The 23406-nt window shown below is 38.4% G+C and carries 27 protein-coding genes and 2 pseudogenes; 5 read left to right on the top strand and 24 right to left on the bottom strand.

The window, feature by feature from the left end; all coding sequences use genetic code 11:
- Nucleotides 1–12 precede the first annotated feature (12 nt).
- The 7 genes from LZD48_RS08650 to LZD48_RS08620 form a co-directional block, all read right to left on the bottom strand.
- Nucleotides 13–2265 carry a carboxypeptidase-like regulatory domain-containing protein gene (locus LZD48_RS08650; RefSeq protein WP_235762332.1) on the bottom strand — a complete coding sequence of 751 codons (2253 nt, stop codon included), beginning with the start codon at nucleotides 2263–2265 and terminating at the stop codon, nucleotides 13–15.
- Nucleotides 2255–2569, bottom strand: a complete 315-nt coding sequence (locus tag LZD48_RS08645; protein ID WP_235762331.1) for a hypothetical protein — start codon at nucleotides 2567–2569, stop codon at nucleotides 2255–2257. Before LZD48_RS08645 ends, LZD48_RS08650 begins: the two co-directional genes overlap by 11 nt.
- A complete protein-coding gene (locus tag LZD48_RS08640) occupies nucleotides 2532–3113 on the bottom strand; it encodes an RNA polymerase sigma factor (protein ID WP_235762330.1) in 582 nt (193 codons plus the stop codon). The genes LZD48_RS08645 and LZD48_RS08640 overlap by 38 nt, the downstream gene beginning before the upstream one ends.
- A 151-nt stretch (nucleotides 3114–3264) precedes the next feature.
- Complete coding sequence (gene spxA, locus LZD48_RS08635; RefSeq protein WP_235762329.1) at nucleotides 3265–3660, bottom strand: transcriptional regulator SpxA; 396 nt, start codon at nucleotides 3658–3660, stop codon at nucleotides 3265–3267.
- Between the two features lie 192 nt (nucleotides 3661–3852).
- Entirely contained in the window at nucleotides 3853–5130 is a 1278-nt protein-coding gene (gene aceA, locus LZD48_RS08630) for an isocitrate lyase (RefSeq protein ID WP_235762328.1), read from the bottom strand.
- Nucleotides 5130–6734, bottom strand: coding sequence for a malate synthase A (gene aceB, locus LZD48_RS08625; RefSeq protein WP_235762327.1), 1605 nt, complete (start codon nucleotides 6732–6734; stop codon nucleotides 5130–5132). Before aceB ends, aceA begins: the two co-directional genes overlap by 1 nt.
- A 377-nt stretch (nucleotides 6735–7111) precedes the next feature.
- On the bottom strand, nucleotides 7112–7648 hold the full coding sequence (locus tag LZD48_RS08620) for a ribonuclease H-like YkuK family protein (RefSeq protein ID WP_235762326.1): 537 nt from the start codon (nucleotides 7646–7648) through the stop codon (nucleotides 7112–7114).
- 196 nt (nucleotides 7649–7844) lie between these two features.
- Here LZD48_RS08620 and yidA point away from each other — a divergent pair, with 196 nt between their 5' ends.
- From yidA to LZD48_RS08605, 3 genes are all read left to right on the top strand, one after another.
- Nucleotides 7845–8660: a sugar-phosphatase gene (gene yidA / locus LZD48_RS08615; protein ID WP_235762325.1), complete on the top strand. Its 816-nt coding sequence runs from the start codon at nucleotides 7845–7847 to the stop codon at nucleotides 8658–8660.
- A gap of 260 nt (nucleotides 8661–8920) precedes the next feature.
- On the top strand, nucleotides 8921–10162 hold the full coding sequence (gene cypC, locus LZD48_RS08610; RefSeq protein ID WP_235762324.1) for a CYP152 family fatty-acid peroxygenase CypC: 1242 nt from the start codon (nucleotides 8921–8923) through the stop codon (nucleotides 10160–10162).
- 633 nt (nucleotides 10163–10795) lie between these two features.
- Nucleotides 10796–11041 (top strand): hypothetical protein, encoded by a 246-nt coding sequence (locus LZD48_RS08605; RefSeq protein ID WP_235762323.1) that lies wholly within the window; start codon nucleotides 10796–10798, stop codon nucleotides 11039–11041.
- Here LZD48_RS08605 and LZD48_RS08600 read toward each other — a convergent pair.
- Both LZD48_RS08600 and LZD48_RS08595 read right to left on the bottom strand, forming a co-directional pair.
- Nucleotides 10977–11231 (bottom strand): LLM class flavin-dependent oxidoreductase, encoded by a 255-nt coding sequence (locus tag LZD48_RS08600; RefSeq protein WP_235762486.1) that lies wholly within the window; start codon nucleotides 11229–11231, stop codon nucleotides 10977–10979. The two genes, LZD48_RS08605 and LZD48_RS08600, sit on opposite strands and share 65 nt — an antisense overlap.
- Nucleotides 11195–11500 (bottom strand): LLM class oxidoreductase, encoded by a 306-nt coding sequence (locus LZD48_RS08595; RefSeq protein ID WP_235762322.1) that lies wholly within the window; start codon nucleotides 11498–11500, stop codon nucleotides 11195–11197. Before LZD48_RS08595 ends, LZD48_RS08600 begins: the two co-directional genes overlap by 37 nt.
- Nucleotides 11501–11701: 201 nt before the next feature.
- On the opposite strand from LZD48_RS08595, the gene LZD48_RS08590 reads away from it, so the two are divergent.
- Nucleotides 11702–12007 (top strand): iron-sulfur cluster assembly accessory protein, encoded by a 306-nt coding sequence (locus LZD48_RS08590; protein ID WP_235762321.1) that lies wholly within the window; start codon nucleotides 11702–11704, stop codon nucleotides 12005–12007.
- 96 nt (nucleotides 12008–12103) lie between these two features.
- Here the strand turns inward: LZD48_RS08590 and LZD48_RS08585 are convergent.
- From LZD48_RS08585 to LZD48_RS08520, 14 genes and pseudogenes are all read right to left on the bottom strand, one after another.
- Nucleotides 12104–12349, bottom strand: a pseudogene (locus tag LZD48_RS08585) (glutaredoxin family protein); the annotation flags it as partial.
- 202 nt (nucleotides 12350–12551) lie between these two features.
- Nucleotides 12552–12788: a glutaredoxin family protein gene (locus LZD48_RS08580; RefSeq protein WP_235762320.1), complete on the bottom strand. Its 237-nt coding sequence runs from the start codon at nucleotides 12786–12788 to the stop codon at nucleotides 12552–12554.
- A gap of 54 nt (nucleotides 12789–12842) precedes the next feature.
- Entirely contained in the window at nucleotides 12843–13229 is a 387-nt protein-coding gene (locus LZD48_RS08575; RefSeq protein WP_235762319.1) for a DUF302 domain-containing protein, read from the bottom strand.
- A gap of 45 nt (nucleotides 13230–13274) precedes the next feature.
- The gene (locus LZD48_RS08570; RefSeq protein ID WP_235762318.1) at nucleotides 13275–13574 is read right to left on the bottom strand and encodes a rhodanese-like domain-containing protein; all 300 of its coding nucleotides are present in this window, start codon (nucleotides 13572–13574) and stop codon (nucleotides 13275–13277) included.
- A 15-nt stretch (nucleotides 13575–13589) separates the two neighbouring features.
- The gene (locus tag LZD48_RS08565; protein WP_235762317.1) at nucleotides 13590–13949 is read right to left on the bottom strand and encodes a rhodanese-like domain-containing protein; all 360 of its coding nucleotides are present in this window, start codon (nucleotides 13947–13949) and stop codon (nucleotides 13590–13592) included.
- A 4-nt stretch (nucleotides 13950–13953) separates the two neighbouring features.
- A complete protein-coding gene (locus LZD48_RS08560; protein ID WP_235762316.1) occupies nucleotides 13954–14250 on the bottom strand; it encodes a rhodanese-like domain-containing protein in 297 nt (98 codons plus the stop codon).
- Between the two features lie 102 nt (nucleotides 14251–14352).
- Entirely contained in the window at nucleotides 14353–14613 is a 261-nt protein-coding gene (locus LZD48_RS08555) for a metal-sensitive transcriptional regulator (RefSeq protein WP_235762315.1), read from the bottom strand.
- Between the two features lie 199 nt (nucleotides 14614–14812).
- Nucleotides 14813–15592 carry a sulfite exporter TauE/SafE family protein gene (locus LZD48_RS08550; protein WP_235762314.1) on the bottom strand — a complete coding sequence of 260 codons (780 nt, stop codon included), beginning with the start codon at nucleotides 15590–15592 and terminating at the stop codon, nucleotides 14813–14815.
- Nucleotides 15593–15989: 397 nt separating this feature from the next.
- Nucleotides 15990–16217: a sulfurtransferase TusA family protein gene (locus tag LZD48_RS08545; RefSeq protein ID WP_235762313.1), complete on the bottom strand. Its 228-nt coding sequence runs from the start codon at nucleotides 16215–16217 to the stop codon at nucleotides 15990–15992.
- 50 nt (nucleotides 16218–16267) lie between these two features.
- Nucleotides 16268–17395 (bottom strand): MBL fold metallo-hydrolase, encoded by a 1128-nt coding sequence (locus LZD48_RS08540; RefSeq protein ID WP_235762312.1) that lies wholly within the window; start codon nucleotides 17393–17395, stop codon nucleotides 16268–16270.
- 83 nt (nucleotides 17396–17478) lie between these two features.
- Nucleotides 17479–17874 carry a DsrE/DsrF/DrsH-like family protein gene (locus LZD48_RS08535; protein WP_235762311.1) on the bottom strand — a complete coding sequence of 132 codons (396 nt, stop codon included), beginning with the start codon at nucleotides 17872–17874 and terminating at the stop codon, nucleotides 17479–17481.
- A gap of 12 nt (nucleotides 17875–17886) precedes the next feature.
- Nucleotides 17887–18390, bottom strand: coding sequence for a sulfurtransferase TusA family protein (locus LZD48_RS08530; RefSeq protein ID WP_438822754.1), 504 nt, complete (start codon nucleotides 18388–18390; stop codon nucleotides 17887–17889).
- Between the two features lie 314 nt (nucleotides 18391–18704).
- Nucleotides 18705–18950 carry a hypothetical protein gene (locus LZD48_RS08525; RefSeq protein WP_235762309.1) on the bottom strand — a complete coding sequence of 82 codons (246 nt, stop codon included), beginning with the start codon at nucleotides 18948–18950 and terminating at the stop codon, nucleotides 18705–18707.
- A 302-nt stretch (nucleotides 18951–19252) separates the two neighbouring features.
- The gene (locus tag LZD48_RS08520; RefSeq protein WP_235762308.1) at nucleotides 19253–20821 is read right to left on the bottom strand and encodes a BCCT family transporter; all 1569 of its coding nucleotides are present in this window, start codon (nucleotides 20819–20821) and stop codon (nucleotides 19253–19255) included.
- Nucleotides 20822–21133: 312 nt separating this feature from the next.
- On the opposite strand from LZD48_RS08520, the gene LZD48_RS08515 reads away from it, so the two are divergent.
- On the top strand, nucleotides 21134–21382 hold the full coding sequence (locus tag LZD48_RS08515) for an LAGLIDADG family homing endonuclease (protein ID WP_235762307.1): 249 nt from the start codon (nucleotides 21134–21136) through the stop codon (nucleotides 21380–21382).
- Between the two features lie 518 nt (nucleotides 21383–21900).
- On the opposite strand, the pseudogene LZD48_RS08510 reads toward LZD48_RS08515, so the two are convergent.
- Nucleotides 21901–23277 (bottom strand): annotated as a pseudogene (locus LZD48_RS08510) (TniQ family protein); the annotation flags it as partial.
- Nucleotides 23278–23406 lie beyond the last annotated feature (129 nt).

Below are 23406 nucleotides of genomic sequence, written 5' to 3'. Positions count from 1 at the left end.
CTCACGCTTTATTTAATTCACTTCTTCTAAAGCATGGATAAATTTAGTAAGAGGAGCTTGTTCTGTTTGTTCCTTCCATTCCTCAAGCTTTGCACCCTGCTCTTTAAAAAAGAATCTCAGACCTTCATGCAAAATATCGATAACCCGAGTATGCTCATTCACCGCTTTTTTTATATCAGAAATTAGAACACTCCAATCCACTACACCGACATTACCAGTCGTATATTCCATATAAGGATATTGCCTCGCTAAATCGTATACTTCATCTAAATCAGTACCAAGATAAATTTCCAGTGCCAAAAGATTTCCGATATTATGGTGGCCGCTTCCTTCCTGCAGTGCTTCCATGTGGAGATCCGCAGCTGCCTCGTATTCCCCTTGAAATAAAAGGGCATTAGCATGGATACTTTTTGTATGCGGGTCGATCGTTTCTTTTAAAGACCGCTTATACTTCTGATACCATTTCTCAAATTGCTCCCAATCGCTTTCCTCGTAATAGAAACGTAATATCTGGTCGATATAAATTGGATCTGCCGTAAGCCCTGCTAGTTGTTCATAATAAGGTTGCTGTAGTTTCTGCGTGGTACTGAAGCTCCCGTCCGCTTCAATCCCGATCAACCGCGCAACCATCCGAAGACTATGCAAGTCCTCTGGATTGGATGTTAAAACGCTGTGGTAACCGTCAAGTGCCTGTTCCAATTCACCCGCAAGCAGCAATTCATCTTCCGCTGTTAGCTCACGTTGTTTTAAATACATGGTCGGCAGATTTCCGATTGTTTCTTCCGCTAACCGGTATCCATTACTCTGTGTGATTAGATTTCCATTTTTATCAAAAGCTTTCACATTCCAGGAATAATGTCCCTCTGGATTTTCAAAGCCCAGCATCGTTGCCGGGTTGAAATAATCATTTTTCGTTTCCGCGATATCCAAAAGAACGTTTAAATAGATATTATAAAGACTCTCTACAGGTAATGAAAGTTGGTTTCCTTCCACTTTTCTATCCCAGCTCATTCCATAAGAAACTTCACTTTCTTCTATATGAAAATCAAGCATGTAATAAGCCGCCCCTTCAACCGCTTCCCAGCTAAAATCAATCGTTTCCTCTTCCAATATTGCTTCGTTTGCAGGAGCGTTCACTTCCAGCAGCGGGGCAAGCGTGATATCGTATTGGACATTTTCTGTACCATCAATTCGCACCCAGTCATTCATCTCAACCGGCCAAAAATAGCCATCAATCTGCTCCACTTGGAAACCGGCAAACACTTGATAATCTCCCGGTATGACTCCCGCGAATTCATAATTTCCAGCAGCATCTGTCGTTGTCTGATACCATTCATCGGGACGAATTGAGCTATTAACATCGGCTGCATCCCTAAGAAATACACCAGCTTCCTTAATCGGGGTCCCGTCCTGTCTGCTCATATTTCCTGAAACCTTCCGAACCTCTGCCACACCATGTGCAGGAATCCCACTTAGCAAGTGGTTTTCCAATTTCTTCATCTCTTCATAAACACCGGTCTGTTCTACCGGATCCTCCTGTCCTTCTCTTTCCCATGCAGCTATATATTCTTCCAAACCTTGTTGAACCGTTTCTAAAGCTTCTTCCAACTGCCCATTCCCCAATAAAAGGAGTGCTTCATATTGCTCCTTTTGCGCCTTGGCATACGCGTGATCCGGAACTTCAAAATGCTCTAATAGAGTTTTCGCTTCAGCTAGATTCCCAGCTTGCAGGTGGAGTTTTATAAACGAAAACTTTAGCTCGGGGATTATATAGGAGTGCTCCGACTTTTCCAAACGTTCGACTGCGCGATGATAGATTTCTTGAAGTCTAGCGTCATCTTCTTCCCGTACTGCTTCATAAGCAAGTTCGACCACTGCTGTTTCCAAATACCCGTTAAGAGGCCCATTTTCTAGATAGTCCTCAATATATGGTTGCTTTTCTTCCCAGCTGATGAGCGGCCAATCGCGATCCGCAGCCACGCTTGTCGTCATGGAGGGTCCGACATAGATTGCATAGTCATCCATCCATTCCCCAGTTAAGAAATACTCTTCAATCAGATGATATTTTTGACTCGGCAGAATCTTGTCTTCCAATAGTTCGAGAATTTTATCTTTTCCAAGCCCACTTCCATTCGCATGTTTATACTTTACTAGTCCGAGTTCGAGTTGCGGCATCAGATAAATACTGGCGAGGGGAAGAAGGATAAAAACACCTGTAATAATCATAATCAAATGTTTTACTTTTAACGTTATGTTATTCCTCATTCGCAAGCCTTCTCTCTATTTCTGCTTTCCAATACGTACTACCGCCGATTTCAATTGTTTCATGCGGGTATTCTTCCTGGTTATTGAACTCGGAAATGGTGAAAAATCCATACCCGAACAAAAGGATGACGATGGCTGAACTCACCGGAAGAATTGGGATGCTGATCTCTTTATTCCATAGTAGAAGAAGCTTATCTTTCCACGTTGGCCGGTAAACTTTTTTCAACACATCTGCTTGTTTTGTAAACCGAATATTTTCAAGTTCCTCATCTAATCGATTCTTCATCTGATTTTTTTCCTCCATTATGTGCATCCTCCTCCTCTAGTAAATAGTTCCTTAACAATTTTTTTGCTCGCTTCAATCGTGACTTGATGGTATTTTCCTTTATATTGGTCAAGGCAGTAATTTCTGCAAGCTTCAATTCGTTAAAATAAAATAATGTGATAACTTCCCTATATTTATAATCCAATGAATGAATGGCAGCCGTCAGATTCTTGTTCTGCTCAATTGCCAATATATCCGTTTCCGGACTATCCGCCATATCCGCTTGTTTGATGTATTCGACTGTTTTTATATCTGGGAAAATATGCTTAAAACTCCATTTGCGCATTTGCTGGCGGCAACGATTAATCGTTATTGTTGTCAGCCAGCTCTTCAGATACTCTTCCTTTTCCAGCTGATTTATTTTTTCAAATGCAGAAATAAAGGCATCCTGCACTGCCTCCTCTGCACGCTGATAATCGTTGATTAATAGATAAGCCATTCGGAGCAAATAGTCCCCATATTGATTCATGAGTTCGAGTAAAGCAGCTTCCTCTTTTCTTTTTAACCTGTCGACTAGGTTCAACTTGCTCCCTCCCCCTTATTACTAAGATGCAGGCAGATGATGAAAAGTTGCATGTATTAAAAATTCTTTCAGATTGATTGTATAAAACAAATCAAAAAAGTGCTATCCCTCGGTTGTTCGAGAAATAGCACTTCATTTATATTGAATATGTTTAGTTAATCATCTTTTGCATTTCCTGCAAGTTGAATTCTCTTACCGAACGTGGTAAGAAACTACGGATTTCGTCCCCGTTATATCCGACCTGGAGACGTTTATCATCAAACATGATTGGGCGTTTTAAGATTCCTGGATTTTCTTCAATTAATGTCAATAAATCCTGTAATGTTAATTTTTCCAAATCAGGTTTTAATTGTTGGAAAGCTTTTGAACGGGTAGAAATAATTTCCTCCGTACCATTATCCGTCAAGCGTAAAATTTCTTTGATTTCATCCCTTGTTACCGGGTCAGACATAATATTTCTTTCAATAAAAGGAATATTATTCTCCTGAAACCATTTTCTTGCTTTTCTACAGGAAGTACAGCTAGGTGTGACGTAAAGTGTGACCATTCATTTACCCCCATATATTATTTAATTAATCATCTATTTCAACAAATTCAAATATGTTTAATTAAATATATTATAACCTAAAAACCCGGTTACGTCAAGCTGTAACAGGAAGGTAAATGAAGTCGGAACAGCAGGGTCAGAGGAAATGTCCCACTGGGACGGTTCCTCTGACCCTGCTGTCCCGCTCTCCAATCAACTTGTAAATTGTTCTGCTTCTGTTGATCCTGCAAGTGCGGTTGTTGAAGAGTCTCCTCTTGAAATGACTTGTGCTACTTCATCAAAGTAACCTGTTCCAACTTCACGCTGATGTCTTGTTGCGCTGTAACCATGGATTTCGCTAGCAAATTCTGCTTGCTGCAATTCAGAATAAGCCGCCATACCTTCATCTTTGTATTTTCTTGCCAGTTCAAACATGCTGTGATTCAATGCATGGAAACCTGCTAGTGTCACAAACTGGAACTTATAACCCATCTTCCCAAGTTCCCGCTGGAAATTAGCAATTTCCTCATCTGACAATTTCCGTTTCCAGTTAAATGACGGTGAACAATTATAAGCTAGCAGTTTATCCGGATATTGTTCATGGATTGCTTCAGCGAAACGACGTGCTTCTTCCATATCCGGCTCTGACGTTTCACACCAGATTAGGTCTGCATAAGGTGCGTAAGCCAAGCCCCGTGCAATTGCTTGATCCAGTCCCGCTTTTGTCCGGAAAAATCCTTCCGATGTCCTTTCACCTGTAATAAATGGTGCGTCTGTTGGATCAACATCACTCGTAATCATATCAGCGGCATTCGCATCGGTACGAGCAATAATGAGCGTTGGTGTTCCCATAACATCTGCAGCAAATCGGGCAGCAATCAAGTTTTTAACTGCCGTTTGTGTAGGAAGTAACACTTTCCCGCCCAAGTGTCCACACTTTTTCTCGGAAGATAATTGATCCTCAAAGTGCACTCCTGAAGCACCTGACTCAATCATTCCTTTCATCAACTCAAACACGTTTAACTGCCCGCCGAATCCGGCCTCAGCATCCGCCACAATCGGGGCAAACCAATCTATCTCAGAGTCCCCTTCCGAGTAATGGATTTGGTCGGCACGCTGTAATGCCTGGTTAATTCGCTTCACAACATGCGGCACACTATTTGCTGGGTACAAGCTCTGATCCGGATACATTTCACCTGACAGGTTCGCATCTGCTGCTACTTGCCAACCACTTAAATATATTGCCTTCAGACCTGCTTTTACTTGCTGCACCGCTTGGTTTCCAGTTAATGCGCCTAATGCATTAATATAATCTTCCTCGTTGATTAAGTTCCATAATTTTTCTGCCCCACGAGTCGCCAAGGTATGCTCCATATCGATGGAACCTCTCAACCGGATGACATCCTCGGCTGAATATTCCCTTCTAATCCCTAACCACCGTTCCTTATTTTCCCATTCCCTTTGTAATTGCTCTGCCCGCTCTTGGTACATTATTGATTCCCCCTCGTTAATTGTTTGTATGCTGGTAGTGTTAAGAATTCTGCAAATTTATCTTCTTTCACTAACGAATCAAAAATCTCTGCAGCTTCTGTAAAATGCCCTTGTTCGTAAACCGTTTCCCCTACCTGTTTCTTAATCTTCTCCAGTTCTTCCTGAAGAATCTCGTCAACCAACTCAAATGTCACCTTTTTACCATCGGAAAGTACCCCTTTTGGATACCGAATCCATTGCCAAATTTGAGCTCTCGATATTTCTGCGGTTGCTGCGTCTTCCATTAAATGATTAATTGGTACAGCACCTCTTCCCGATAGCCATGCAGCCGTATACTGAATTCCAACATTGACATTCGTCCGAAGCCCTTCTTCCGTAATCTCTCCATCAGGCAACTGGACAAGATCTTCTGCTGTTACTTCAACATCTTCCCGCTTACGATGCAACTGGTTCGGAGTCGGCATAATCTCATCGAAGACTTCTCTTACAAGTTCAACCATTCCCGGATGAGCAACCCATGTTCCATCATGCCCGTCACGTGCTTCCCGCTCTTTATCCTTACGCACCTTGTCAAAAGCAATTTTATTTTTCGCTTCATTATTTCTCACCGGGATATGGGCAGCCATGCCACCGATCGCCATCGCATTTCGTTTATGACAAGTTTTGATGGCAAGCTGGGAATACGAACGCATGAATGGAACTTCCATTGTTACAGTCGCCCGGTCCGGAAGAATCCGGTCTTGATCTTGATGAAACTTTTTAATATAGCTAAAAATGTAATCCCAACGGCCACAGTTTAGTCCTGCAGCATGCTCGCGTAATTCGTATAAAATCTCATCCATTTCAAATGCAGCTGTAATTGTCTCAATCAGGACCGTTGCCTTAATCGTACCTTGTGGAATACCAAGTTCATTTTGCGCAAAAACAAAAACCTCATTCCAAAGCCGCGCTTCCAGGTGATTCTCGACTTTCGGTAAATAAAAGTACGGACCTGTTCCTCTTGCTATCAGTTCTGCTGCATTGTGATACAAATACAGTCCAAAATCTACTAAACTGGCAGACATTAATTTTCCGTTGCACTGTAAATGCTTTTCTTCTAAATGCCATCCCCGCGGTCTGACGATTAAGACAGCAGTTTCTTCATCCAGTTCATACCGCTTGCCATTTGCTGCTTCAAAATCAATCGACCTGCGTATAGCATCTTTTAAGTTTATTTGCCCGTTCATCATGTTATCCCAAGTTGGAGATGTTGCATCTTCAAAATCTGCCATGAATGCCTTTGCTCCTGAGTTGAGTGCATTGATGATCATCTTCCTATCAACCGGACCTGTAATTTCAACCCGGCGATCTTGTAAATCTTTCGGCAAACGTCCGACTGTCCAGTCACCTTCACGGATATGCTTCGTTTCTATCAAGAACTGCAGTTGTCTTCCTTCATTCAGTTTTTCTTGAATTTGTTGTCTGATTTCGAGTAAGTTCCTTCGCCGTTCATCGAAGTGCTCATGCAGTTTCCCTAAAAACGCTAAGGCTTGAGGTGTTAGGATTTCTGGAAAGGAGTGGTCGTGTTCAATTTGTACAGAAACAGAACTTTGATTCGTAAGCATGAATTCACTCTCCCAATAAACTGTTATAATATAGTTTTAAATAATTATATTGTTATACAACAATATAGCTAAAAAAATTTAATCTTCCTTTTTTGACAAACAATAATCACATTCCATCGTATAGCTTCTTGAATCAACTTCCTGCCCGCATTCTGGACACGATACTTGTTCATGTCTATTCATTTTCGCCCCTCCTTTTATATAACAATTTTATTTATTAACCTTTTGTTATAATACAGTCTATTCGATTTTAAATTATAATGCAACACCTTTTTTAAAAAAGATTGAAAATAGTTTATTGAAGAATCTGTTCTTCATCAACAAAGCCTTATGTACAAAGCTTTAAAGCTCTTAATATATTTTGTTTTTTCTAAAACTTATTTTGTATACCGATTCGCGTAAGAACTTGCCACAAATGCCTCCGGTTTAATCTTTGCTTCAATTCCAAGTGCTTCCATACGTGCAAGCATTTCATTTACAAAGATTCTTGTCTTATTTTTATTACCTGAGCCAATATCAATATGCCCTTCAATCGTTAATGAAGCACCTCGATAAATGTTCGGCAAAATAAGCTCAATTAGCTCATCCTTCCGTTCCTCTGTAAACATCCCGACAATTTCTTCCGTCAATGTTGTCTCATAAGAAATCCGTTCATGAAGATGATCCATTCTTCTTGGAACAATCACTTTTCGAATACAAGCCCATGCTCCTTTCGTTTCACACTGTATGACAATCCCTGTAATAAAACGCGTATAAGTTGGATGGACCTGGGAATCTGTTCCAAACATCAATTTATAATTGCCATATCGATCCTTCTCCATGAAACTTTTAATATACCGAAACACTTCTTGAAATGACATATTTTTCCTGCTTAAGTTCTCAAAGGTAAAGTTGTACAAGTGAAAATTTTCCAAAACGGTAACCTCCTCTTGTTTCTAAAATATGTTTATTTACATCCGTTGATTCAATTATAGTCACATTGCGATTTAATTATTATTAAATTCAGGTAAATTTTCGCCTATCCTCACTTAATATAAGCAAGTGCAAGAAATGATATTCAGCCGGATTTATCGTATAATGAAAGCAGTACAAAAAGAATGGAGCGTATAGATGTATAAACTAATTGCAATTGATATGGATGGTACGTTATTAAACGATCATCACCAGGTTTCTAAAGAAACAAAAGATACCTTAATGAAGGCAAAAGAACATGGAGCAAAAATTGTGCTATGTTCCGGCAGACCAATTGTCGGGATGCGTCAGTATATTGCCGATTTAAATTTGAATGAAGCGGATGATTATGCGATTGCATATAACGGTGCTTATATCGAAAATACAAACACCGGAGAAGTTGTTTCCGAATTCTCTCTGGAATATAAGCATCTTGTAGAACTTCATGATTTAAGTGTTGAGTTGAACGTACCAATGCACTATTTCGATCATGAAGAACTTTATACCCCTAATAAAGCAATCAGCAAATACACGGTACTCGAATCCTTTCTGAATGATATCTCGTTAAATTACTGCCCGGTTGATGAATTTCCGAAAGAGCAATCGATACCAAATATCATGTTTATCGATGAACCGGTGAAACTGAGTGAGGCTCTTAAACAGTTACCAAAAGAACTCGCGGATACGTATGCAATGGTAAAAAGCGCACCGCATTTCGCAGAATTCACCCATCTAAAAGCAACAAAAGGAAATGCTGTAAAACGATTGGCTGAAAGGCTCGGCATTAAGCAAGAGGAAATCATGGCAATCGGGGATAACGGCAATGACAGATCCATGATTGAATATGCCGGATGCGGGGTCGCAATGGAAAACGCCATCCCAGAATTAAAAGAAGTTGCCGATTACCAAACCTTAACAAACAACGAAGACGGAGTAGCCCACGCCATCGAAAAACTCCTCCTCGCAAAAGCATAAACGGGACACGGGGTCAGAGCAGTTGTCCCAGTTCTGTACATCTCTACCCTAACCATGTAAAAAGCGAACCAGACTTCTGGTCCGCTTTTTTATTTCCCTCCGTTACCTGATAAACCTTCGTCCTTTCACAATATGGATATGGGTCATTTATTCACCTATATTTTTAGAAATTACAGAGATTAAGTTTAGCCGGAAGCCTGAATGGATAGTATCAATAATAGGACTAATGTTTATTTTTTTCATATTTAGGAGTGGTTTATATGACTCATGAAATGCCTCGCGACACAGGAATGGATAACACCTTTAAGATACTGAAAGACGGATACATGTATATCATGAATCAGCAGGAACGTTTTAATTCTGATGTGTTTGAAACCCGTCTGCTTGGTCAGCGGACTATCTGTTTAACAGGCGAGGAAGCAGCGGAAATTTTCTATGATGAGAATAAATTTCAACGAGAAGGAGCTGCTCCAAACCGGATCAAAGAAACATTGTTCGGTAAGGGCGGTGTGCAAGGGCTTGATGGAGAAGCACACAAACATCGGAAAGCCATGTTTATGTCAATCATGTCCCGCGAAAACCTGCAACACTTCAATCAGCTGTTTAAACAGCAATTACGTCTTGCGCTAAATAAATGGGAGCGGAAGGACGAGATAATCTTCTATAAAGAAATCCGAGAGGTATTAACACGCGCGTCCTGTCTCTGGGCTGGAGTACTTGTTGAAGAAGATATGGATAAATTGACAGATGAAGTCGCGACGTTGTTTGAATCAGCTGCAAGTGTCGGTCCCCCACATTGGGCTGGGAGAATGAACCGAAATAAATTGGAAAGACGGATAAAAGGATTAGTGGAAGATGTGCGTAACGGTAAGATCGATCCACCTGAACCTAGCGCTTTATACAATTTTTCTTGGCATCAAGATCTCGACGGAAACTATCTAGAACCTGAAATAGTGGCAGTCGAAGTGCTTAATATTATCCGCCCAATTGTTGCAAATGCCGTCTATATTAATTTTCTTGTCCTAGCTTTGCACAAACATCCGGACGAGTTGAAAAAAATCAAAACTGCTGATGACGAATATACCAAAATGTTTATTCAAGAAGTCAGGAGAGTCTATCCTTTCTTCCCGTTCCTCGTAGCGGTTGTAAAAGATGATTTCATTTGGCGAGATTTTACATTTAAAGAAGGTACGTTAACATTATTGGATCTCTACGGCACGAACCATCATCCGAAAAGCTGGGATAATCCCGACACATTCAATCCCGAACGATTTAGAGATTGGAGCGGCAGTCCTTTCTCCTTCATCCCTCAGGGTGGTGGCGATCATTATCTCGGTCATCGCTGTGCAGGTGAATGGGTGACATTGGAGATTATGAAGACAAGTCTGGATTTTTTAGTTAACCAGATGGATTACAACATTCCGGAGCAAGATTTAAATTTAAGCATGAATGAAATTCCAAATGCACCTGAAATTGAGCTTATTCAGATTAGAAAAAAATAATTTCCTTGCTATATGGATGGCATTCACTTATTAGATATTTAGATTCGCTTTTGTCTGATAGAACCTTTCTATGAGACAAGGTTTCTTGACTAAGAGCCAACCTTGTCTATTAGAACCCTTCTATCAGACAGTTTTCATAACTAAGAGCCAATCTTGTCTATTAGAACCTTTCTATGAGGCAATTTCACAGATTCAGAGACTGATTGTGTCCCATAGAGCACCATTACCAAATCATAATTGCGATGACAAACTTTGAAAAACATTTCATTCAGCATACCTTTTACTCATAAGTAATACTCCGGTCCCCCCTCTTCTTCCAGCAAAATTCTGTCCTAAATGCCCCTATTCCAATAACTTCTCTTTATCTTATCTTGTGAAATATAAACATACAATCATACAACCTGCTATTAGTAATTGGAATAAACTCTGCTACACTAGGGAATGAGATCCACTACATAAATAAAGCAATATATACTTTAATGAATTTCATAATACGTATTTAATGCTTCACCATCACCATATGTAGTTGAGTTGGTTCGTTCCCAACTACATATGGTGATGGCAAAGCCGACTTTGGTAATTATGAAATTCATTCACTTAAGAAAACAAAACAGAAAAAAGAGGAGAAAAGCAATGAAAGAACAATTCTCACACTATAAAAAGCTATTCCTGCATTACTATATTGCAACTGCGATTGCAGCACTGCTCTTCCGCTTAGCAGCAAGACACGAACAGGAATTGTATTATCTTCCGAGTTCCCACATATTCACCTGGAATTTTCTGGAGGGAGGTTTCGGTACAACATCACCTTTCGTTAATTTACTCTTTCCGTTTGGATTTTCGGGAATGTTTCCCTCCATAATTGCTTCATCACCGTGACGGATTCTCTAAATAAAGCCGCTCGTTCCTCACGCTCTACTTTAAATGCTGGAAATTCAATAGGACGGTCTCCAGTAGCGATGCCAAATAAGAATCGTTGATGTGATAATTCATCTAGGGAAGCGGCTAATTTTGCAACGTGAAGCGGATGTCTTAATGCTGTAACCGTACTCGCCGTTCCAAGCGCGATGTCTTTCGTGCAGCAATATAAGATAAATAAACATGAGGCTCATAGAGACCACCGACATCGCCAAAATCCGGATCATATAATGGAGAATCTCGCACAAATAATGCAGCAAAACCTAGATTCTCCACCATTTTCACGATCTCCATCTGACCGGCTAAATCCATTTCAGGTAAGCTTCCCGTATAAGATTCTAAAGGAAGTATTAATCCTATTGTTAATTTATTTTCACTGAATGCTCGTGCAAAACCACGATGCGATTGAAACTTATTCATATATATTCTCCTTTAAATCGTTAGACAACTACCTCTTCCTTTCATCGTACTTTTAATTCTAATATAGAATTAATTAACTTTATACCAAAAATACTTGAAGTATTTATTTTTTATTATGCCATGCTAATGCTAAAATAATGACACCCAATCAAATTTTATGAGATAATAAACCATACCATTTTAATGATTGGAGATTTTTCTATGAGATGCAAAATTAATCGGAATGCAGCGAAAGAATTACATAAAATTCTTGCGCAAGACGATGCTGAAGGTAAAATGATTCGTGTATACATTACAGAGATGCACGGCAATCATGCCCATTATGGCATCAGCCTTGATACACCAAAAGAACATGATGAAATCGTGAAGACCGACAAAGATATTGATATTTTACTGGATACCCGTGAAGATTTTCTTGACGGTGTTTTCATTCAATACTTCTATGTCGGTGATCACCCAGGATTTACGATTACAAATCCGAAAAAAGGTGGACATGTCCATCATTAAGAGTATAGGCGCATTAATGATTCATGCGCCTATGACTTTTATTTTTATACATTACCCCAGTAGGGTATGGATATCTTTTAAAAAATAAACTTAGGATTACCCAATCTTTTTCAACATATTCATAATTTCATCCTTGTTATTTTCAAACCCAATAAAACATTTGACTAGCTTTCTTTTATCAAATAATCCTTTCTTATAAAAAGCAAACATCGGAACGATTCGGGTGCCAGATATTCCCTTTAAATCTTCTTCTAAGCTCATATCTTTGCTAACATCTTTATCAGCATAATGGATGTTGTTAGAAGATAAATATTTCTTTACTTCCTGGCAATCGGAACAGGTTGTCTATCAATCAGCCAGAAGCTTAAAGGAACTAAAATCTAAAATTAATCATTACATGGTTTACTATAACAATTACCGTTATTAAAAAAGAAGACCCCTATTCAATATAGAGATCATCTCTTAGTTGCATAACTCTCTTTTTAAAGTGTCCTTGACATGGGTACCAGTTTACTTACTCACCCTTCCTTTTTCATTTCATGTTTTATTGTTTAATCGTTTCAAGAATTCTCTCTGGATCAAAGCCAAGAACCCATTTACCATTAATTTCTGTTTGAGGAACCCCCATTTGTCCAGTTTGTTCCACAACCTTTTGCATCATAGCAGGATCGTTCTCCACGTTTACTTCCTTGAAAGCAATATCTTTTTCATTTAAGAAATCCTTCACCATTTTGCAATAGGGACACTGCGTTGTTGTATATACTGTAATATTATTTTCCATTTTAAAACCTCCATTTGGTTAATTTTTTTGTCCATTTTCTTCTCTTTACTTTCACTACTTGCTCTTATCCATACAAGCGATTAATCTATTCTCAATATCAGCGGCAATTTCCTTTAAAGTGTCATCCTCAACCATTTGGATTAAAGCGCTTGGCTTTGGCATACCTATTTTCGTCATTCCTTGATTATCTTCGTAAACAACGATCTTGCAAGGTAGAAAATATCCAACGAGTTGATTTGCTGATAAAATATTTTGCGCTTCTTTAGGATTGCACACCTCTAAGACTGTAAATGGTTTTTCTAAGTTATAACCTTTATTTTCTAATGTTTCTTTCACATTAAACTGCCACTGTACACCAAACTTTTCATCCTGCAAATTGGCTTCAAGTGATTGTATAGCTTCTTCGATTGATTTTACCGTTTCTACAGTATAATGAAACACGCTAACCATCTCCTTGTTATAACTTCAGTTTATACAACTGATATTTTACTCCTTTTCACCGCGCCAGTTATTCATACCGCCCATCATGTCCAAGGTCTTATAGCCTAATGCTTCTAAAATTCCGCAAGCTGCTTTACTGCGATTGCCGGATTGACATGTAACGATATAGGTTTTATCCTTATCTAACTCATTTGTACGTAAAGCAAGGTGACCTAACGGAATATGCTTCGCGCCAGAAATTTTACCAGTTGCTACTTCACTCCCCTGACGCACATCAATAACGAATATTTCTTCACCGTACTGAAGGCGTCTAGCTACCTCTTCAGGAGTTACTTGTTTCGCCACAATACTCTTCCTTTCTTATACCCAGGCACCCATTCCGCCCTTAACATTGGATATTTTTTGAAAACCTTGTTTCTTAAGGATTTTTGCGGCTTTTGCACTTCTCATTCCGCTTTGACAGATGACGACTACCTCTTTTTCCTTATCTAGCGACCCTGCTTTACTAGCTAGATTAGAAAGCGGAATATTTTTAAATGGTTTTCGGTGATTCGCTTTATATTCACCAGGTGTACGAACATCAATAAATTGCACATTGTTATCCTTGAATTTATTCTTAGCTTCCTGAACACTTATATTCATAATACCTTTTACCGGCATGAAACGATTGACGAAAAACAAAACAATGATAATTATTAGAACCCATTGAATCATACTCATTTTATTATTCTGTTTCTCCTTTCCAATCAAGCATGCCGCCTGCCATATTTGTTACATTGTAGCCGTTTTGGATAAGGAAGTCACAGGCTCTGCCGCTTCTGCCGCCGGAACGGCATACCATATAGTAATGTTCATTTTTATTCAATTCATCTAGACGCTCTGGAATTTGGCCGAGTGGAATATGTTTTGCTCCTGGGATAATGCCCATTGCTACTTCTTCATCTTCCCGAACATCGATAATATTTAACTTTTCTTCTGCTATTCGCTTTGTTTCTAATTCTTTTGCTGTAATTTCTTTCATTTAAAATTTCCTCCTACACTTTTTAACACGTGGCCCATACGGCCATGTTTATTATTGAATAATAAAAGCTCACCAATTCTTCTTTGTTCATAGTTACTGAACTTATCTGCTCTTTACCAGTAAATCTACAGCTTCTTTCACTACTCGTTCTGTGCCTTCACCATTTGCTATATTTTCTCGTACACATTGTTCTAAATTCATACTTGCAATTAAACCAATTGTACGGTCTACTGCGCTTCGTGAAGCAGATAACTGAGTAATGACATCTTTACAGTCTTTGTTTTCTTCGATCATGTTTAAAACGCCTTTAACCTGTCCTTCAATACGTTTTATCCGATTCACAACTGCTTTGTCATATTCCATTTATTATCACTCCCTATTTCAGCACAGAAAATTACCTATTCTATTTTAAAACCTAAGTCCTTTTTTCTGTTTATTGAATGAATTTCATAATTACCAAAGTCGGCTTTTCCATCACTATATGTAGTGTAGTTGGAAACGAACCAATTCAACTACATACGGTGATAGTGAAGCATTAAATACGTAGAATGAAATTCATTATTTAGATTAAAATATCAAACCAAATCTTTATAGCAGTTCCGGCGATCATAACCGCTAATATAACTTGTAAAATTCGCGTATTCATTTTTTTACCGGCTTTTGCTCCGAGTGGAGCGGCGAGCAGACTTGCGACAATCATAATTAATGCTGGCCAATAATCTACTTGACCGGTAACGAGTTTACCTGCACTTCCTCCTATAGAAGATATGAAGGTGACAGCTAAACTTGTTGCTATTGTCATTCGTGTCGGAATGTGTAACACGGTCAGCAATATAGGTACGAGCAAGAAACCACCCGCAGCACCAACGATGCCCGAAGCTACTCCAACTATTAAAGCCCATATTGCTGCCAGTGGTTTATTGAAAGTCACCTCATCAAGCGGCATATCGTCTACTTGCTTTTTCGGTATAAACATCATCACAGCAGCAATGACTGCCAAAACACCGTAGACGATATTTACTGCTTGCCCTGATAAAAAGACAGAACCATAACTACCGATGAGACTACCGATTAAGATGGCTCCCCCCATATAGATAATGAGCTGCTTGTTCAGGTAACCCCCTTTACGGTATGCCCATACCCCTGCGATTGATGCGAACAGTACTTGTACAGCACTTATCCCCGAAACCTCATGCGCGGTAAAAGCAACTAAACCAAATAATGGCGGTATATATAATAGCATCGGATATTTAATGATGGAACCGCCGACACCTAACATGCCGGATAAAAATGACCCAATAAATCCAATCGCGAATACAACGATGATAAATGTTAAATCCATCGATTAACCTTCTTTCTAAAAGATCAAAGGCGTAAGCGCCCGTTTAGCAACGTACAAACTGTGCCTCCCAGGATGGGAGGTAGTTCGATGTTGCCCCAGGAAGGGGCGAACTTAATCGAACCTCCTTTTACCGGAAGGGAGATAAAGGAAACTCAGGCGACGATAGTGAGTTGATGTTGACTATCACCACAAGGGTATAAGTGCGACTAAGCCTCTGGCTGAAGCCAATCGGCAAGTCTTCTTTATCGATTGGAGGAGTGTGAAATTTGATAGTTGCTGGGCGCTGGAGCCGGACGTGGCTATTGATAAAAATTCTAGTTAACCACGACATTTTCAATTAGTATTTTTTAGAAAACTAGAAAAGCGAGTAGGGGTTCTACTCGCTATTTGATTTTCTTTATACTTTTTGGATATAGAAATAGAGAATATCATCTTCTGTTTTCTGTTCTAATAAAGTATGCCCTCCAGATTTTGCCCAAGCTGTAATATCGCTTAGCGCACCTTTATCTGTTACAAGTACTTCAAGTATTTCACCGGAATTAATCGTATCTATCGCTTTTTTCGTCCGCACAACAGGCATTGGACATGCAAGACCTTTCGCATCTAATGTTTTTGTAATGTTCATTTTATCTTTCTCCTTTATTATTTAGTTTCGAGCTAATATCTCCGTGATGCTTATCTGACCGCACAACGGTTTGGACCAATCTCCATTTCAGTTTGTTCATTATGGTCGGGGGCGACTTTCCCCATATTCACTTGACGAATCCGTTCGTGTGAATTCGGCTGTGGTGGCAAGTTATCTGTTACAGTACGACGAAATTCTTCTTCGTCTTTAATATTTAAACCATGGTTTTCTTTAAATAGATCTCCTAAGCGTCTTGCTACGGTACCATCTTCATTTAATTCATCGATAATCATGAAGTGTGCAGGTAAGACTACTAGGTCTTCTGCTAACTTACGGTAACGGGAATATAATGTTTCGCGCAAGTCACCTACCCAGTCTTCCGCGACTCCTGCTAAGTCTGGACGGCCAATAGAGTCAATGAATAAGATATCACCTGTTAATAAGAATTTATCATCAATCACAAATGATGTAGAACCGATCGTGTGACCTGGTGAGTATAGTGCATTTACATCAATTTGGGATGCCCCGATTTTCACATTTAGATCATCTGTAAGAGCTGTGTATTCAAATACTACTTCTGTAGCGTCTTCTGGTGGCAGATAATAAGTTGCCCCTGTAGCAGCTGCAATATGACGGCCACCTGAGATATGGTCCGCGTGCAAGTGTGTATCAAACACATGCTTGATTTCTACACCTTTTTCTTTGGCAAAGTCGATGAATACATCCGTAAAACGGACTGCATCGATAATTGCTGCTTCTCCTTCAGAGATTACCATATAGGATAAGCAACCTTTACCAAGACGGACAAACTGATATAGTTCACCGCCGTTATTTAAATCAGCAACTTTTACTGGCTCTAAATAACTGCTCCAAGATTTCATTCCACCTTTAAGATAGGCTGCTTCACGGCCCGCTTCCGCTAACATTTCGGCAACCATGACCGAAGATCCTTCCTTCGCACAAACAACGAGGACTTCTTTGTCAGTTGGAAGTTGTGGGAGAATCTCTTCCACACCATCTAATAGTTCAAAGTATGGAACATTTAAATAATCGAATTTATGTCCCTCAATTTTCCAATCTTGGAACGCATCTTCATTGCGTACATCCAAAATAAAAAGCTCTTCATTATCAATAACTTTTCTAGCAACTTTTGCTGCTGACCATTTTTGTGCTGTCACTTTTACAGTTACCCCCCTAGGTATATTTACATTTATTTTTTTGCAGTGGGGCAATCCCCACTGCGTGAAATTTATTCATCCAATTAGAACGTTAATGTTGGTGCAGCTTCTTTAGCGAATTCGATGAATGTTACAGCTCCACCAACTTCTATTCCATCTACGAAATCTTCTTTTGTAAGTCCCATTACGTCCATTGTCATTTGACAAGCAATAAATTTAACACCTAACTCCTGAGCCATTTCCACTAGCTCTGGGATTGTCGGAGTGTTTGCTTTTTTAAATCCTTCAGCAAAATGCTCCTTGCCAGCTGGCATTTCTAACTGATGCATTCCTTGCTTGTGAATTAAGTTTAATCCTTCAAAAGTGAAAAAGATTTGTACCTCTTTTTCTGAAGCTGCTGCTGCTGTTGCGATATTGAATACTTTGTATGCATCAAACAATCCACCGTTTGCTGCAATAATAGCTACTTTTTCTGACATTATATATTCCTCCTAAAAATCTTTTGTTGTTTTCCCGTTCCACTCATTCATACCCGAAAGAACGTTATACACGTTTTTAAAACCATTATCAGCTAAAAGCTGTGCCGCTAAGTCAGAGCGGTTTCCGGTCCGGCAAATCACATAAATTTCTTCATCTTTATCCAATTCTTGCATACGGGATTCTAGTTCTCCCATCGGGATAGATTTAGCACCTTCTATATGACCAAAGGCATATTCCGCTGCTTCACGCACATCTAGAATCAACCCGTCACGAGATTCTAATTCCTCAAGTGAAATATTCTGTCCGAATGCTTTTTCCACTTTTGGCTCATTCGAACCTTTGCGGATGTAATGATAAAGTACATCAGCTTCTTCCACTGTTCCTAAATATTGATGCCCAACTGAACTTGCCCAAGCAGTTAAATCTGCTTTTGATCCTTTGTCCGTTGCTTGAACTTCTAAAACTAGTCCTTCTTCCAGATCTTTAATTGCGTTTTTAGTTTTTACAACCGGCATTGGACAAGCAAGCCCTTTTGCATCTAGATGATGATTTGCTTTAATCACATCATTACCCCCCTTGGTATTATTTATTTTAAAAAAATATTAGACACCTACTATACCTGCATGGGTATAATTATTAGAATTAAAATAGTCGTTCTTTATGACGACATTTATAAGGTATCCTTCATTCATTTCCCACTAGAGGAAAATCAGTACATAACCTATGTTATACCCCCTTGGGTAAAATGTCAACCGTTGAACTTACATTTTTTTGCTTCACTGTTTGATCCCTAGTTTATGCGTTTATCTTGCTGAGCATTCTTTTTAAATCACAGCATTAATAAAATTATTGTAACAATCCCGATTACTACACTGAACGTTAAGGCAACATTCATTGCGGAATCATAATTACCGCCAAAACGACTCGCTCCTATTTGGAATAATAGGATACCGACTGCGGTACCTGTAACTTGTCCAAAGTTCCGCATCGTTGCAATGAGGCTTCTAACAATTCCAGACAGACTGACAATCCCTATCGTAAACTGAGAATTTTTGAAAAAGCTTAGATTGACCATTGGATCCTGCGCTTTTCGTTCTGCAGTGAAAAAAGCAATCCATGAAATTGCTGAAATGACGATTAGCAGAATACCGGTTAAACTGGTTTCGATGGCATGACTTGATATGGGACGAATCGTCGTAACCTAAATATCCATACAATCGCCGTGCTAAAACAATATCTTGCAAAAAAAGGGACGGTTTCTCCTCGGCTTCGCGCTACAGTGAAATTGATTTAATTTGTAAATTGCCGCTAAAACTCAATTAGCATTCAAGTTAAAAAGACACAGGGACTTTGCTTTTAATCCCCGTGTCTTACTTTTTACTTATTTTTTTCATCTTTTACTCTGTTCATATATTCCCTCATTCGTTTTTTGTCAGGGGTAATACTTAACCCAAGGTACTTCCTCTCTTCATTCGCATCTTTATATAGGGAGATCGCCATCAATATAACGACGACACTAAATGGCAATGCAGAGATGATTGCTGCAGATTGTAATGCATTCAATCCCGTTTCTCCACCTGCTAATAACAGGATAAAGGAGATTGCCGACAACGCAAGTCCCCATATAACTTTTATCATCCCTGTAGGATTTAACCTGCCAAAGGCTGTCTGCACACTTATAACAAATATTGCAGAGTCAGCAGAAGTTATAAAGAACGATGCAACAAGTATAACCGTAAGAATTGATAATATAAGGCTGAAAGGCAATTCATTTAAAATACCAAACAGCTGGGTTTCCGGTGGCATGTTAAAGATTTGCGGAGCACTTTGCGCTACCTCCATACCCGTTAGGCCGAACCCACTGAACCAAAAGATACTTACCAAAGTCGGGACGAGCAGCACTGCAAAGATAAATTCCCGGATTGATCTGCCGCGGGAAATCCTTGCAATGAATAAACCTACAAATGGACTCCAGCTCAACCACCAGCCCCAGTAATAGATGGTCCATGAGTGCATCCATTCCCGTTTTTGCTCGTTTAACGGGGCGACATCCAAACTATTGAACAACAATGAGTCCAGATAAGCGCCAGTCGTACTGGTCATCATATTTAGTATAAATAACGTCGGCCCGAGTATTAAGACAGCAAGGAACAAGAGACCAGCCAGAACCATGTTTAAATTACTTAAGTATTGGATCCCTTTACTTAATCCGCTCCATGCACTATAAATGAACAATACAGTAACGATTGCAATGATGATGCCTTGGACTAGCTGATTGTACGGTATCCCGAAAAGATAGTTCAATCCCCCATTGATTTGCATCGCCCCTATTCCTAGGGAAACAGCTACACCAATAACCGTTGCAAATACGGACAATACATCAACAACCGTCCCGATTGGACCATCTACCCGATCCCCTAAAATAGGCCGCAATGTTTTCGATATTAAACCAACCTCGCCTTTTCTGAATTGTGAATAAGCTAAGGCAAGTGCAACAATGCCATAAATCGCCCAAGGGTGGAATCCATAATGCAGAACAGTCGACCTCATTGCCTCAGCTAACGCTTCTGTTGTTTCAGGGTCTGCTGTAGGTGGGGAGAGAAAATGGGATAATGGCTCAGATGATCCGTAAAAAACGAGTCCAATCCCCATCCCTGCGCTAAACAGCATGGTAATCCATGATACCGTATGAAATTCAGGTTTATCCTGTGGCCGACCGAGCTTAAGTTTACCAATCGGGCTTATACCTAAAAATATACAAAAGAATAAGATCAATGTAAATACAGTCATATAATACCAGCCAAAAGTGTCCGAAATCCACGCACCGATAGCACCGGAGGTATTACCAAATTGCTCAGAGAATACAGCACCCAACAGTACTAATATCCCGATTACAATCGAAGCATAAGTAAACACACTCGAAAATTGTCTTTGTTTCCCGCTCATATAAACATTTCATCCTCTTCGCAAGCTAAGGACAAGGGGTCAGAGCACTTGTCCCACTTTTTTTAACTACAGATATTTTCCCTGCTTATTGTTCATAATGCCCTTAATAAAAGAGCCATAAACATTCTTTCGTAAATGGCTCGTTTAAATGGATTCGTACGATAATCTAAAGCAAATATTTTTGACATTAGACAGACTATATCGTGCCCATATTCAAAGCTAACATAAATATAAATCCTTTACAATAATCATTATTTTAGTTACATTAAAGAGAACATAGGTTTCTATCACATTTATCAAGGGGTTAATTAAATGGAGAAATGGGAAGCTGCTTATCTAGCGGGAATAATCGATAGTGAAGATAGTATAACTCTTACAAGATTACATAACAATGAAAATCGAAAACCCTGTATTTCCGTATCCTCTACTGATAAAGAGCTCCTAGTTTATCTACAAAAAGTGATTGATGGAGGTGCAATTAATAATAAGAAAAATTACAAACCGGACAAACATAAAAATTCATATACGCTATACTTCAAAAAAAGACAGACGTCTATTTAATACTAAAAGAGACATATCCATTTCTAAGAGTAGAACAAAAGAAAAATAGAGCATACTTGATTCTTAGTAAATATGATTCCGTGACACCGAGAAATAGCAAATACAATCACGAACTTCTTAAAAAAAAATTATTATTTAAACAAGACTTTTTTAGTCTATAGAATCAGACAACTTATTTTAAACATGTGACGTAAAACATATGACTTCATAAAATAAACCATAAAGCTTCCAAACTAAGAGCCACAAGGATTTGACACCTTTTTAAGGATTTATCTTATTTTATAAAAACATATCTAAAAGAAAATTGAGAATAAACCCTAGTTATTTTATACTTTAGGAAACTTTATGGTTAATGTTTATACTTTAGGAAGTTTTATGGTTTTTCTAATTCCGTCATTTTATAAAGTTGATTTTACTGTTCATCAATTCACTTCTTCATCACCAGAGAGCAAAATAACAATATAACTTGCTTTAATAACCTCAACTAAGATTAGATGTTACTTCCAAGAAACATTACATTATAATTTATATCCCAAAGATTTTAATATTTGTTTTCTATATGATTCAAAATGACTTTCTAAAAAAATATTAGGTTTAGAAATTACTTTTTTAATCTTATATATACTTGGATAGATATCTTTACGATGCAAATCTAGAATAATTCCTTTTATTTCATCTTCATAACCTTTGATTCTTTTAATCTTTTCTTCTGCTATATACAGTTTGTACCTTTTAATAATCATTTGGCATAACTTAGGATGATATTTTTGTGCCGTTCTGACAGAAATCCCATAGTCGTCTAAATTTTTCTTTAAACTCTTAGGGATTTCTTGGTCTAGAATTTCTTTTAAAGTATTTTCAATATCCTTTTTTCTTTGTGTAAAGGAATTTTTCCTATATAAGGCTGAATTATCCATAATTAATTGGGTTAAATATGGATAATTTTGTTGAGCTACCGTTCTACTAAATCCTCCTTCCTTACATACTTTCTTTAAACTTTTAGGAACTGAATTTGTATAAGCAGCCTCCCTTAAATAATTCTCAATTTCTTTTACACTCTTTCTACTAACCTGTCTTTCTCTAACAAAATCATCGACTTCCACTTTCAAATATAAATCTTCATTTGAAATTATTTCATAAATTGTGCATCCTAGTTTCTGTGCTAAATGCAATAATTTTTCTGGATCAGGGCTTCTTTCCTTATTTAGCCAATAGTACAATCCTGAGTAATTTACTCCTAAGAAAATTGAAAATTGCCGAATACTATCAAATTCTAATTGCTCTCTTAGTTTATTTAAAAAATCACCTATATAATCTCTATTTGGAAACGAATATAATGCTGGTGCAACTTCTAATAACTCTTTATAATTTTCCAAAATGAAGTTTTGACCCTTTAAAGATATTTTGTTATCATAAGAACCACTTTCTCCCAGCCACTGAAAGCAATGCTGACAATATCCAACCACTAAATTGCTATGAATATAAGCCAACTTCTCTCCACAGGAAGGACAATATTCCTTTAATGTTATCTGATGTATATCGCATATTTTAATGTCCGAAATGCTCCAAATTAGTGGCTCATATACAATCCCTAAATCTTTTTGAAAACTTTCCAAACATAAAGGACACCATCTTCTTTTATGATAAACTACATTCTTATTAAATATACCACTCCAATTAATCATTGTTGTATATTGAATATCCTCCCTACCTGTTAATAGTTCGATATTCTGAATAAGCTCTAGGCTCAATACAGAAAAGCCATTCATCAGATATTCTCTGTAAGTATTGCCTCGTTTGGACATCTTATTTTTTATATCTACATTTTCCATAACAGGTGAAAAAACTCCCCTAAGCAACACTGTTTCTTGGACATTATGTTTTTCTGCCAATCTAGTGTAACTGCTAAACTAGACTCAACAGTTTTCCACAAATAAGAGTAAACAGTTTTCACCAATTAAGACTAAACGGTTTACTAATTCCATATCCCTTTCGGTATACTTAAATCGGAGTATGTCGAAGGG

This window comes from Oceanobacillus alkalisoli (assembly GCF_021556485.1).
Classification (GTDB): domain Bacteria; phylum Bacillota; class Bacilli; order Bacillales; family Amphibacillaceae; genus Oceanobacillus; species Oceanobacillus alkalisoli.
The sequence above is the reverse complement of the archived record's forward strand: the minus strand, read 5'-3'. Positions and strand labels throughout refer to the sequence as shown.